Raw genomic sequence first — 11,899 nt, 5'->3', positions numbered from 1 at the left:
GAATAGCCGGTGCTACGCTCGCAAGAACACCCTGACGGAAGCCCACCATGGACATGAACTGGCACCAGGCCCTGCAAGCGAGCCTGAGCTGGCTGGCGATCGCCTCGTTGGTCACCTTTGGCTGCTTCATCGTCGCCGCCTTCCTGGCGGTGCGCTGCACCCGCTGGGGTGCTCAGTTCTGGCACCTGGCCGGACCTTATTTCAGTTGGCGCCGCAGCTGGCGCCCGCTGCTGGCCTTCGCCCTGCTGCTGGTGCTGACGTTGTTCGCGGTGCGCCTGAACGTGCTGTTCTCGTTCTGGTACAACGGTTTCTACAGTGCCTTGCAGGCCCTGGACCAGACGGCGTTCTGGTACATGCTCGGGGTGTTCGCGGTGCTGGCGACCATCCATGTACTGCGTTCGCTGTTCACCTTCTATGTGACCCAGGCATTTAACATCCGCTGGCGGGTGTGGCTCACCGAGCGCCTGACCGCCGACTGGATGCACGGCGATGCCTACTACCGTGGGCAGTTTCTCGCAGAGCCCGTGGATAACCCCGACCAGCGTATCGAGCTGGACGTGAACAACTTTGTCACAGGTTCCGTTTCCCTGGCGTTGGGGGCGGTTGGCGCGGTGGTGTCGTTGGTGGCGTTCACCGGCATTCTCTGGGGCCTGTCGGCGCCACTGGCCGTGGCCGGCGTCGAAATCCCCCGGGCGATGGTGTTTGCTGTCTACATCTATGTGCTGATCGCCACCTGGATCGCCTTTCGCCTCGGCCAGCCGCTGATCCGCCTGAATTTCCTCAACGAAAAACTTACCGCCAACTTCCGCTACGCGCTCATGCGCTTGCGCGAGAACGCCGAGAACATCGCCTTCTACCAGGGCGCGCAGGTGGAGCGCGGCACCTTGCTTGGGCGTTTCTTCGCCTTGATCGGCAACGCCTGGGCCCTGGTATTCCGGAACCTCAAGTTCAGCGGGTTCAACCTGGGCGTCAGCCAAGTGGCGGTGGTGTTCCCGTTCATCCTCCAGGCGCCGCGCTTTTTCAGTGGTGCGATCAAGCTCGGCGACGTGATGCAGACCGCCCAGGCCTTCGGCCAGGTGCAGGATTCACTGTCGTTCTTCCGTGAGTCCTACGACACCTTCGCCCAGTATCGTGCCACCCTCGACCGTCTGACCGGGTTTCTCGATGCCAATCAGCAGGCCAGTGAGTTGCCACGGGTGACCACTGTGGACCTGGCGCATGCGCTGGGCATTCATGGCTTGCAGGTGCGTCGGCCCGACGGCCACGCGCTGATCACCGATCTCGACCTGAACCTGCACAGCGGCCAGGCGCTGCTGATCAAGGGACCATCGGGCAGCGGCAAGACCACCTTGCTGCGCGCCCTGGCGGGCCTGTGGCCGCATGCCGACGGTGAGGTCAGGCGGCCGTTGGGGACGCAGGCGCTGTTCCTCTCGCAACGTCCGTACCTGCCATTGGGTGACCTGCGTACTGCCATCGCCTATCCGGCGCAGGGTGAGCCTGGGGACGATGCGCGCATGCAACAGGCCCTGCGCCAGGTCAATCTTGCCCACCTGGCCGAGCGACTGGACGAGCCGCGTGACTGGTCGCGCATCCTGTCGCTGGGCGAACAGCAGCGCCTGGCGTTTTCCCGGGTGCTGTTCAATCGGCCGCAGGTGGTGTTCCTCGACGAGTCCACCTCGGCGATGGACGAAGGGCTGGAGCATGCGTTGTATTCGCTGCTGCGTGAGCAGTTGCCGGCGACGCTGCTGGTCAGCGTCGGGCACCGCAGCACCCTGGCGGCGTTCCATTCCCATCGCCTGGAGGTGGACGGGCAGGGGGGCTGGTCGCTCCTGGAGCAACAGCCGGCCGTGCCAGCATAGGGCGTAGGGGAACATAGCACGGCATTGCTTGCGATCCGCTATAATCGCGGTGTGTTCACCCAGCAAGGTGTGTAAAGGTGAAGGGGATCAGCCTGGAAACCAAGAAGGCTTATTGCGCCAAGACGCGTCGTTCCAACTACCTGGCCAGCCTGAGGCTAGAGGGGTTCAGCGTGTCTCGGGACGCGGCCGAGCGTGAACTCCCGACCCGGGAGGAACTGCTGCATAAATACCGCAAGCAGCGTTGACGTTGGATAAGTACGGGGTAGGGCAGGATGCTTATTGCTATGCCGGCACCTCGGTCTTGCGCAATCGGCTTGATCAGGCCGACGGCCAGCACTGAGGTGCCGAGCACGCTGACCATGTACAGCTAGAGGAGGGCGTGGATCATCTCCGAAGAGACATCCATCAGTAGCGAGACAAAACCCAGGGCCCAGACGCTGCGGGGGATCAGCGCGAGGCTGTGGCGACGGCGCGAGTGCGGAACACTGTTCATCGGTGATCTCGGCGTTGCTCCGATTTCACTCTAGACAATAGCGGCCTCAACGCCGCATGAGCGCAAAAAGCGCCGCGAGTTATGGTCGTTATTTGTGAAACACCACACTAGCAGGGGCGCTCAGGCTGGCCCTTGCTGATGCAGCTGTCCCAGGCGGCTGCGTGTACGCATCAGATCGGCGATGGCGCCGCCCAGGCTTTTTTCCAGCGCCTGCTTGCCGATCACCAGCACCTCCCGGTCCTGGTCGTACAGCACATCCACCAGGTTGACGAAGCGCTGCTGCGCCGCCAGCGAGCACTCGGCCAGATCATCCAGGCCGTCTATGATCCAGCGATCATAGCGCTCGGCCAGGGCCAGGTAATCGATCACTGCTGTCGGTTGTTCGCACAGATCGTCGAAGCTGAACATTACCTGGCGCCCCTCGCTGGCCAGGGCCCTCAGGGAACGTTTGTTGACCTCCAGCCCTACCGGCTGCGGCGCGGGCACCTGCAGAGCCCGGCGCTGCCCTGCATCTCCTGGCCAGACGTAGCGACCCCGGGTGAAGTGCTGGTGTTGGCGATTGGCTGGCAGGCTGCGAAAGTCGGTCTCTCCCCCTACCTCAAGCACCTGCATGCGGCTGTTGATCAGGCGGATCACCGGCAGGAAGCGCGCGTGATACAGCGGGTTGGGCAGCAACCCCTCAGGCGCGTAGTTGGACGTGACCAGCAGGGAAACGCCTCGTGCGAACAGGGCATCGAACAGCCGGGTGAGGAGCATGGCATCGCCGATGTCATGGACGTGGAACTCGTCGAAGCACAGCACTTGGCAGTGGCCAAGCAGCGCGTCGAGGGTCGCCCCCAGGGCATCGTCCTGCGCCCGGTGGTGATGCATGCCTTGGTGCAGGCGGGCGAAGAAATCGTGAAAATGCAGGCGACGCTTGGCCGCCGTCGGCACGGCCTGGAAGAAGCCATCGAGCAACCAGCTCTTGCCGCGTCCGACCGCGCCGTGCAGGTACAGGCTGCGCGTCGGACCCGCGTCGAGGCTGCCCAACAGCATGGCCATCGCCTCTATCACCTGAAGCTGCCCATCGCTCAGGGCATAGCCACGCTCGGTTGCCATTGTCTGGAAGTGGCCCAACAAGGTGGGAACCTTGGCCGGGGCACTGCGCAGGCGCTGGCCAATCTGGCGCAAGGACGGGGGAATCCAGGTGGGCAAGTGGCAGGCTCCTCGGGCCGAGTCTGGGGCAGGGCGCAGCTTGCGCGATGCCGGGCATTTTGACCAATCGAGAATGTGCCGGGCAATGATCGTGAAATACGATACTTCAGGTCTTGTGCTCGAGCTGGCGCTCGATCATGTACTTCACCGCCAGGCGACGCTCCTTGAGATGGCGCAGGTCTTCGTCCACAAAGTTGCCTGCCGAGATCGACTCGGCGGCCAGCACCTGGTTGTCGATGTCCATGTACTCGTCCAGCAGGCGGTCGAGCTGCGGGTCCTGCTGGCGGCGCTGCTGGACGATTTCGCGTGGGTAGTGCAGGTCCTGATAGAGGTCATGGGAAACGGGCATGGCGTCCTCCTTGTAATGCGCCGATGGGCTCTATCTGATTGGAATGGAGGAATGCGATTGTGTTGAGGCGAGGCGGTGGAATTGCGACGAGCGGTTGTCGTAGGTGCCGCGAGAACCCTCTCGGGAGGTAGCTGCTATAACTAACTTGCTGTTTTCCTGCGTTTTTTTCAAAAAAAAGCTTCCCACTTCGAAAAAAGGTTGTTAAAGTGCCGGCCATTCCCGAGCAGCAACACACGGAGCTGTCAGGGGGTTGTCAGTGAGGCGGTGATCAGTCATTCGCCAGATCCGATACAGGGGCGTCGCCAAGCGGTAAGGCAGCAGGTTTTGATCCTGCCATGCGTTGGTTCGAATCCAGCCGCCCCTGCCATTTTAAAGTTGTATCCTCTTCCCAATCGCCTTTCGGCGATTTTTTCGTTTCTGCCTACCTGTTTTCCAGCGACTCGGCCAGCACCTGGGCGAGGATGTGTTCGTGCACCGGTTTCTGCACCACCTGGCACCCCTGCAGCTCCAGCCCTTGCAGCTGGGCATAGCCGGTGAGGAACACCACGGGCAGGCGTGGAAAGCGCTCGCGGGCCGCCAGGGCCAGTTGGGCACCATTGAACTCTGGCATGGCGAAGTCGGTAAGCAGCAGGTCTATGCGTTCATCGAGCAGGGCCATGGCCTGGGCACCATTGTGCGCCTGGTGTACCTCGTAGCCCTGGCGCTGCAGCAGGTCGCCAATCATTTCGCGCACCAGATGGTCGTCGTCCACCAGCAGGATGTGACGCTCGGCCCCTTGGGCGAAAGGCGGGCGCACATCGTCCTCGCCCGTAGTGAGTGAATCGGCACGGGCCTTTACCGCTGGCAGGTAGACACTGACCAGGGTGCCGCGGCCTGGCGTTGTATCGATGCGCACGCCACCGCCGATCTGTTTGGCGAAGCCGAACACCTGCGCCAGCCCCAGGCCTGAGCCCTTGCCGATATCCTTGGTGGTGAAGAACGGTTCGAAGGCTTTGGCCAGTACTTCCTCGCTCATGCCGCAGCCGCTGTCGCGGATACTCAGCACCACGTACTCACCGGGTTCCGGGTCCTCCGGGCGTTGTGGACGGGTATTGATTCGGGTGTTGCGCGTGGCCAGGGTAAGTTGGCCGCCCTCGGGCATGGCGTCGCGGGCGTTGATCGCCAGGTTGAGGATGATCATTTCGGTCTGGGTCGGGTCGGTCAGGGCTTGCCATAGCCCAGCATCGAGCTCCAGGCGCACTGCGACGCTGCCACCCAGTGTGCGGCGCAGCAGTTCTTCCAGCCCTGCCAACGTGCGGTTGAGGTTCAGCGGCACCGGCTCCAACCGTTGCTTGCGCGAAAACGCCAGCAACTGGGAGGTCAGCTTGGCCCCGCGCTCACCCGCCTCGCGAATGTGCTGCAGGCGCTTGTGTGCCTTGTCCAGCAGGCCTTTGTCCAAGTCGTTCTGCAGGAAGCTGGCACCGGTGAGGATCACCGTCAGCAGGTTGTTGAAATCGTGCGCAACGCCGGCCGTGAGCTGGCCGACCGCTTCCAGGCGCTGCATCTGCTGCAGCGCGGCCTCGATGCGTTCGCGCTCGGCGATCTGTTCGCGCAGGCGCTCGTTGGCCTCGGCCAGGTCCAGCACCGCTTCGCGTTCGCTGGAGATGTCGCGGGCGACCACATGCAGCAGGTTGTCGTCCGGCACCACCACCCAAGACAGCCAGCGCTGCTGGCCTTCGGCATGCAGGATGCGGCCGACGAAGCGGGCGCTGGTGCGTCCCTGAGAGAGCGCGGCCAGCTCGGTGAGGAAGGTTTCCTGGTCGGCTTCCGGTAGCAGCTGCAGCAGCGAAATCTGCGCCAACCGCTCACGGGGAAAGCCCAGCGCTGCTTCCCAGGCCGGGTTGAGGGCTACCGGGGTCAGGTCCTTGTTGAGTACCGCCAGCAGGTCCTGGGACAGTTCCCAGGCACGGTCGCGTTCGCGGGTGCGGCGCTCGACCCGCTCGCCGAGCATCTCGTTTAGCTGCTCCAGCGCCCGGGTGGCCTGGCGCTGCTGGTGGATGTCCTGCAGCACCCCGGAAAAGCGCACGCACAGGCCGTCGATGAGTTGGGTCTGGCCGGTGGAGAGCAGCCAGCGCGGCTCCAGTGCGCCGGGTTGAGCGATACGGAACTCGGCCCGGTAATGGCCATCGCTGTCAGGGCGCATGGCCTGTTCGACGGCGTTGCGCACACGGGATTGGTCGTCGGGGTGGATGCCGGCGTAGAAGACCTCGATCGTCATCCGAGTGTCGCTGGGCAGGCCGAACAGCATCTTGCAGCGGTCGTCCCAGACCAACTGCCCGTCCTGCGGGCGGTAGTCCCAAGTGCCCATGCCGGCGGCATCGATGGCGATGCGGGCGCGCGCCTCCGCCTCGGCCAGGGCCTCTTCAGCGCGGCGTCGGCGCTGGCGTTCCTGCACTTCGGTCAGCGCCCGGCGCACGGCCTTGGGTAGCAGCGGCAGGTTCTTCTTCAGGACGTAGTCGGTGGCGCCGAGGCGGATCATCTCCACCGCGTGTTCTTCGCCGTAGATGCCGGAGAGGAAGATGAACGGTATGTGAGGCGCCAGGCGTTGGGCGATGGCCAGCACGTCGGCGCCAGAGGAACTCGGCAGCACGCAATCGCATAGGATCAGGTCGTACGAAGCCTCGCCCAGGGCATGCTCGGCACCGACATGGTCGAACACCAGCCGTGATTGCACCTGAAACCCGCTGCGCTCAAGGCGCACCAGGATCAGCTCGGCATCCATGGCGCTGTCTTCGACCATCAGCAGTTTCAGTGGAGTAAGTTGCATCGTGTCCGCCTCAGTTGCTGCCGCGTCGGTTCAGGCGCAGCGAACCGGGTGGTGGTTCGTTGAGCACCGCCCAGAACATGCCCAGGTCGGAGATGGCGGTGACGAACTCCTTGAACTCCACAGGCTTGACCACATAGGCATTGACCCCGAGCTCATAGGCCCGGCTCAGGTCCGGCCCCTCGCGCGAGGACGTCAGCATGACGATGGGGATGCTGCGCAACTCGGCGGTTTCGCGCACTACCTTGAGGACTTCCAGGCCATCGACCTTGGGCAGCTTCAGGTCCAGCAGCATCACCGCCGGATTGCCGCCGTCGCGTCCGGCAAAGGCGTTGCGCCGCAGCAGGTAGTCCAGCGCATCGGCGCCGTCGCGCACGACGACCACCTCGTTGGCCAGCTGGCTGCGCTCAAGGGCGAGCAGGGTCAGTTCGAGGTCTCTGGGGTTGTCTTCGACCAGCAGGATAGGTTTGAGCATGATGTCCGGCCTCAGGCAGACTTTGGGTTTAGTGGCAGGGTGAAGTGGAAGCTGGCGCCCTGGTTGATGCGGCCCTCGGCCCACACCCGCCCATCGTGGCGCTCGATAATGCGGCGCACGCTGGCCAGGCCGATCCCGGTGCCTTCGAACTCTTCCATACGGTGCAGGCGCTGGAACACGCCGAACAGCTTGTCGACATAGGCCATGTCGAAGCCCACGCCATTGTCGCGCACATAGAACTCGAGTTCGTGCCGGTGACGCACCGAGCCGATCTCGATGCGCGCGGGGGCGCGGCCGCGGGTGTACTTGATGGCATTGGCGATCAGGTTGTGCAGGACCATGTTGATGAAAGCCGGGTCGGCGATCACCTTGGGCAGGTCGGCGATTTCCCAGACGATGTCACGCCCCGCGTAGTCCGGCGCCAGCTCCGAGCGGATGGTGTCGGCCAGGGTATTGAGGTCGACGTCGGACAGGCGCAGCGCGGAACGGCCCATCTGCGAGAAGTTGAGCAGGTTGTCCACCAGGGTACCGGCGAATTGCGCGGCATCCTCGATATGGCTGAGGAAGCGCTTGCCGCGTTCGGAGAGCTGCTCTCCCTCTATTTCGCCGAGCAGTTCACTGTAGCCGGCGATGTGCCGCAGCGGAGCACGCAGGTCGTGGGACACGCTGTAGGAAAACGCTTCGAGTTCCTTGTTCGAGCGCTTCAGCTCGCCGGCCAGCTGTGCCAGTTCCTCGGCCTTGCGCAAGACGATGCCGAGCACCGCGCCGCGCAACTCCATCACGCCTTCGATGATCAGCGGGTGCCAAGGCGCGCTGAAGCCGCGCACTTCCTGCTGCCAGCGGTCGAAGCTGTGCCGTGGGTTGAGATTGCCCTGCGGACCGACAGACTTCTCCGGTTGGCCCGCCCAGTTCACCGTATGGGCCTGCTCGGGCCGGAACCATACAAGATAGTGCGAATGAATCTGCGAGATCGCGACTGCCAGCACCCCGGCGGCATGCCGGGCCAATTCAGGCAGTTCATCGATGTCACGCTGTACGTTGTCGGTGTGGAACACCGCCTGGCCGTCACGCCGCGCCAGCCAGTGCGCCAGGGCATTGACCAGCGACGCTGGCGGGGTGGCGCCGATCAGGTCGCAGCGCTCGGCGCTGATGATCGCCGCCCCCGAGGCTCCGGCGAACTGCAGCATCACCTCGGGCTGGGCGAGCAGGCCATCGCTGACACTGTCATGGTCGGCCATCGAGCCGAGCATGCGCACGATGCGCTGGCGCAAGTCGAGCAGCTGGCGTGTGCTGTCGTGGGACTCGATGGCCTCGATCTGCAACGACAGCACATTGGCCAGCAGTTCGCAGGCGGTGCGGGTCTGGAAATCCACCGGCCTAGGCTGGTCATGGTGGCAGGACACCAGGCCCCATAGCTGGTCATCGACCACGATGGACAACGACATCGACGCCAGTGTGCCCATGTTGCGCATGTACTGCAGGTGCACCGGCGACACACTGCGCAGCGAGGCGAAGCTCATGTCCAGGGCCTTGCCGGTACGCGGATTGCTGGCCGGCACCAGGGGCGAGGGTTGGTAGTTGGCGTCTTCGATCACCCGGATGCGGTTGATCCGGTACAGCTCGCGGGCCTGGCGCGGGATGTCCGAAGCGGGGAAGCACAGCCCCAGGTAGCTCGGGTAGCCGGGGTCGGCATCCTCGGCCAGGACCGTGCCGGTGCCCTCGCTGTCGAAGCGGTAGGCCTTGACCCGGCCGAAGCCGGTGATGCGTTTGATCTGGCGTACTGATTGCAGCAGCAACTCGTCGATGCTGCTGACCTGGTGCAGGGTGCTGACGAAGGCGCGGACCAGCGGGTAGTAGTTGTCCTTTTCGCCACCCTGCGCAGCACTGCGGTGGGGTTCCAGTTCGAGGATCAGCACCTGGTCGTGACGGTGTGCCAGGACCCGCAGCGGCGCTTGCCAGGGCGCACCATGGTGCAGGTGTGTATCGCCGATGTGAAACGGGAAGATTTCGTCGTCGGGCAGGTTGGCCAGGCGGGTGCGCAGGTCGAAGCTGGTGCTGACCAGCTCGGCGAAGGCTTGGCCCGCCAGCGCGCGGGCAGGTACGCCCAGCCAACGTTCGGTATTCTCGCTGGCCTGGAGAATACGCAGGTCGGTCTCGTCCAGCACCAACAGGAAACCCTGTGGCTGAATGCTGCCCGGAACCTGGATCGGTTCCTGGGCACAGCGCTCGATGGCCTGCTCGAGCGAGGTCGGTTCGGTCGTCACGGGACTCTCCTGTAGGGTCCGTCCACGCATGGCGCATGCGTATTGCACAGGATGTTGTTGGTGAACGGTATCAGAATGCCGGCCGCTTTGCCGGGATCTGATTGTTTTGAAAGGCGCCAGGCGCTGGGGTTTCGTTATCAGGCGAGAAAATTCAATCGTGTCACGTTTGTCAGGCCCGCAATGAACTGCACAGCCCCAGCCCCGCCATTTTCATTAATGCCAAAGAGGGGTAGGGCTTGCCCGGCCCGGATCCAATCGCGCTGCTACGCTCAAGTTCAACCTATACAGGAAGGATTGTCAGGTGACGGAGCGCTTTGTGGCCATGCTGTTGGGCCTGTGGTTGAGTGGCAACGCCATGGCAGCGGATTTTCTCGTTGAAGTGCAGGTGCGCGTGCAGCGCGGGTGCATGCTGGTCAACCAGCAGCGCGATGCCGGCCCGCAGGCGCTGGGGCGCATCGACCTGGGCAGCGCGGCGCGCCTGGATGGCCCTGGTGCGCCGTTGAGTGGCGCTCTGCTGGCCCAGCGCCCGCCGCGGTTGGAGTGCAACCCCGATACCCCGTACCAGGTACGTGTCGATGGCGGCCAGCACGGCGGCATCGGCGAACTGCGCTACCTGGCGAGCCGCGATGTCCAGGCCCGGCCGATTCCCTATCGTCTCTACCGCGACGCCGCCTGGCGCCAGCCGTTGGCGGTGGACGCTGCGCAATCGGCGCGGGTGCCGGACAGCGGTTCGGCGCAGCTTCCCCTCTACGCACGGATCGACAAGCTGGCCTGGGTACCCCGCGCCGGCCTGTATACCGACCTGCTCAAAGTCACGGTCACCTGGTAGGGAGGCTTCATGCTCATGGAAGTGTTGCACCGTGGATCGATCCTGCTGCTGACCCTCGGCCCGCTGCTGTTGCCCACTGGCGCGGCCCACGGCACCACCACCGGCTTCATCCAGGCGCGCCTGGTGATCAGCGCCGCCTGTCAGATCAGCAGCGACCCGCAACCGGCCACCCTGGGCAACCCGGGGTTGATGGACTTCGGTGCGCGGGGGCCGACCTGGGACCAGCCTTTGACCAGCCGGGTCGACGAGGCCGGCGGCGAGGGCAGCCTGCAGATCAGCTGTTCGCCCCAGGTGCGCGCTTTCAGCGTGCGCATCAACGGTGGCCAGAACGGTAGCGACGGCGTGCGCCGCCTGAGCAATGGCCGCGAGCTCATTCCCTACCAACTGGCCATCGACCCGGGCGGCAACAGCCGCTACGGCATCGGCCAGGCCCGTACCTTCACCATCAGCAGTACCCAGCAAGTGCCCGTGCCCATCTACGGCGTAGTGGTCGCGCAACCGCGCGCGCTGCCCGCCGGGCTGTATCGCGACACCCTCAGGGTGACCCTGGACTGGTAACACGCAAGGAGATTCCGATGCCCAAGCACCTCACCCGCTGCATGCTCGCCGGCCTTGGCCTCGCCCTGGCGGCCCAGGCCCAGGCCGCTACCGTGACCGGCACCATCAGCTCGACCCTGACCCTGACCGCCGCCTGTCAGGTCAATGGCAGCGGCGGCACCTCGGGGCTGAATTTCGGCAGCCTCAACTTTGGCACCCAGGATTCGCTGTTCACCACCGCCAATGGCCAGGTGCTCGGCGGCGGAGGCGGGGCCATGAGTATTCTCTGCTCGGCAGGCACGGTGCCGACGATCAAGGTGCGTGCCGGCGCCCATGACTCGCAGTCCGCCGGGGGGACCCGGGCCTTGGCCGATGGCGCGGGCAATTTCGTGCCCTACGACTTCTACACCGACGCCGGACACACCCAGCTGCTGGCGATCGACGGCACCATTACCCTGCCGACCAGTACCGGCGTGGCGCAGACCGTCAACCTGTATGGCCAGGCCCGGGGTAAAGCCGGCCTGCCGGCCGGGGTGTACACCGACACGGTGGCGGTCGAGCTGAGTTTCTGAGCCATGCCAGGCACTGCGCGGCTGCTGGCGGTCGGCGTGTGCCTGACGTTGACCCCGGGTGCCCACGCGGTCACCACCAGCACCTTCCAGGTGACGGCGCAGATCGTCGCGGGCTGCCTGGTTGTGGGCGGCGTGACGGCCTATGGCGTGCTCGACTACGGCACCAGCTCGGCACTGTCCACGGCCACCCTGAGCACCTCGCTCGGCGGCAGCACGGTGACGTTCCAGTGCACCCCCGGCGTGGCCCTGAGCATGAGCCTGGACGGCGGCCAGAACAGCGCCAGCGGCACGCGCAACCTCAAGCGTTCGGGCGGTACGCAATTGCTGGCCTACCAGCTTTACCGCGACGCTGGTTTCAGCCAGAGCCTGGGCATCGGCAGCAGCGTGGCGGTGAGCTACAGCGACCCGACCGCGATCAAGCTGCCGGTCTATGGCCGTACCACCCTGACCGGCACCTTGCCGGCGGGGACCTACACCGATGTCGTGCAAGTGACGGTGACCTGGTGAAAGGCCACCGCGGATAA

11 protein-coding genes, 1 tRNA gene and 2 pseudogenes are annotated in these 11,899 nt (G+C 64.7%); 8 read left to right on the top strand and 6 right to left on the bottom strand.

The genetic code is table 11. The features are described 5' to 3' along the window. The first annotated feature begins 47 nt into the window (after positions 1-47). From LOY42_RS17280 to LOY42_RS17270, 3 genes and pseudogenes are all read left to right on the top strand, one after another. Positions 48-1,859 (top strand): ABC transporter ATP-binding protein/permease, encoded by a 1,812-nt coding sequence (locus LOY42_RS17280; protein ID WP_139672174.1) that lies wholly within the window; start codon positions 48-50, stop codon positions 1,857-1,859. 77 nt (positions 1,860-1,936) lie between these two features. Then, positions 1,937-2,104, top strand: a complete 168-nt coding sequence (locus LOY42_RS17275; protein ID WP_102684523.1) for a YhfG family protein — start codon at positions 1,937-1,939, stop codon at positions 2,102-2,104. Positions 2,105-2,106: 2 nt separating this feature from the next. Continuing rightward, positions 2,107-2,187: pseudogene (locus LOY42_RS17270) on the top strand (cell filamentation protein Fic); the annotation flags it as partial. Here the strand turns inward: LOY42_RS17270 and LOY42_RS17265 are convergent. From LOY42_RS17265 to LOY42_RS17255, 3 genes and pseudogenes are all read right to left on the bottom strand, one after another. Next, positions 2,161-2,352: pseudogene (locus LOY42_RS17265) on the bottom strand (MFS transporter); the annotation flags it as partial. The pseudogenes LOY42_RS17270 and LOY42_RS17265 sit on opposite strands and share 27 nt — an antisense overlap. 120 nt (positions 2,353-2,472) lie before the next feature. Next, positions 2,473-3,546 carry a cell division protein ZapE gene (gene zapE / locus LOY42_RS17260; protein ID WP_258598586.1) on the bottom strand — a complete coding sequence of 358 codons (1,074 nt, stop codon included), beginning with the start codon at positions 3,544-3,546 and terminating at the stop codon, positions 2,473-2,475. A 106-nt stretch (positions 3,547-3,652) separates the two neighbouring features. After that, on the bottom strand, positions 3,653-3,895 hold the full coding sequence (locus LOY42_RS17255; RefSeq protein ID WP_102684527.1) for a hypothetical protein: 243 nt from the start codon (positions 3,893-3,895) through the stop codon (positions 3,653-3,655). A gap of 292 nt (positions 3,896-4,187) precedes the next feature. On the opposite strand from LOY42_RS17255, the gene LOY42_RS17250 reads away from it, so the two are divergent. Next, positions 4,188-4,262, top strand: a tRNA-Gln gene (locus LOY42_RS17250). Between the two features lie 54 nt (positions 4,263-4,316). Here the strand turns inward: LOY42_RS17250 and LOY42_RS17245 are convergent. From LOY42_RS17245 to LOY42_RS17235, 3 genes are read right to left on the bottom strand one after another with little or no spacing between them, the layout of a single operon-like run. Continuing rightward, positions 4,317-6,701: a response regulator gene (locus LOY42_RS17245; RefSeq protein ID WP_139672168.1), complete on the bottom strand. Its 2,385-nt coding sequence runs from the start codon at positions 6,699-6,701 to the stop codon at positions 4,317-4,319. 10 nt (positions 6,702-6,711) lie between these two features. Further along, on the bottom strand, positions 6,712-7,173 hold the full coding sequence (locus LOY42_RS17240) for a response regulator (RefSeq protein ID WP_102684529.1): 462 nt from the start codon (positions 7,171-7,173) through the stop codon (positions 6,712-6,714). A gap of 11 nt (positions 7,174-7,184) precedes the next feature. Next, on the bottom strand, positions 7,185-9,467 hold the full coding sequence (locus LOY42_RS17235) for an ATP-binding protein (RefSeq protein WP_258598583.1): 2,283 nt from the start codon (positions 9,465-9,467) through the stop codon (positions 7,185-7,187). A gap of 271 nt (positions 9,468-9,738) precedes the next feature. Between LOY42_RS17235 and LOY42_RS17230 the strand changes: the two genes are divergently transcribed. Genes LOY42_RS17230 through LOY42_RS17215 form a run of 4 tightly spaced genes read left to right on the top strand, consistent with a single transcriptional unit; the run spans position 9,739 to position 11,882 of the window. Beyond that, positions 9,739-10,266: a spore coat U domain-containing protein gene (locus LOY42_RS17230; protein ID WP_139672163.1), complete on the top strand. Its 528-nt coding sequence runs from the start codon at positions 9,739-9,741 to the stop codon at positions 10,264-10,266. 24 nt (positions 10,267-10,290) lie between these two features. Next, on the top strand, positions 10,291-10,824 hold the full coding sequence (locus LOY42_RS17225; RefSeq protein WP_102684541.1) for a spore coat U domain-containing protein: 534 nt from the start codon (positions 10,291-10,293) through the stop codon (positions 10,822-10,824). Positions 10,825-10,841: 17 nt separating this feature from the next. Next, on the top strand, positions 10,842-11,375 hold the full coding sequence (locus LOY42_RS17220) for a spore coat U domain-containing protein (RefSeq protein ID WP_111532996.1): 534 nt from the start codon (positions 10,842-10,844) through the stop codon (positions 11,373-11,375). 3 nt (positions 11,376-11,378) lie between these two features. Further along, on the top strand, positions 11,379-11,882 hold the full coding sequence (locus LOY42_RS17215) for a spore coat U domain-containing protein (protein ID WP_111532995.1): 504 nt from the start codon (positions 11,379-11,381) through the stop codon (positions 11,880-11,882). Positions 11,883-11,899: the final 17 nt, after the last annotated feature.

This window comes from Pseudomonas sp. B21-023, from assembly GCF_024749165.1.
GTDB lineage: Bacteria > Pseudomonadota > Gammaproteobacteria > Pseudomonadales > Pseudomonadaceae > Aquipseudomonas.
This window is presented reverse-complemented; position numbering and strand designations above follow the sequence as displayed.

Bases quoted from the DNA above. Each gene is read 5' to 3' on its own strand.
- LOY42_RS17245 (WP_139672168.1), bottom strand. From the start codon at position 6,701: ATGCAACTTACTCCACTGAAACTGCTGATGGTCGAAGACAGCGCCATG.
- LOY42_RS17220 (WP_111532996.1), top strand. From the start codon at position 10,842: ATGCCCAAGCACCTCACCCGCTGCATGCTCGCCGGCCTTGGCCTCGCC.
- LOY42_RS17255 (WP_102684527.1), bottom strand. From the start codon at position 3,895: ATGCCCGTTTCCCATGACCTCTATCAGGACCTGCACTACCCACGCGAA.
- LOY42_RS17235 (WP_258598583.1), bottom strand. From the start codon at position 9,467: ATGCGTGGACGGACCCTACAGGAGAGTCCCGTGACGACCGAACCGACC.
- LOY42_RS17215 (WP_111532995.1), top strand. From the start codon at position 11,379: ATGCCAGGCACTGCGCGGCTGCTGGCGGTCGGCGTGTGCCTGACGTTG.
- LOY42_RS17240 (WP_102684529.1), bottom strand. From the start codon at position 7,173: ATGCTCAAACCTATCCTGCTGGTCGAAGACAACCCCAGAGACCTCGAA.
- LOY42_RS17280 (WP_139672174.1), top strand. From the start codon at position 48: ATGGACATGAACTGGCACCAGGCCCTGCAAGCGAGCCTGAGCTGGCTG.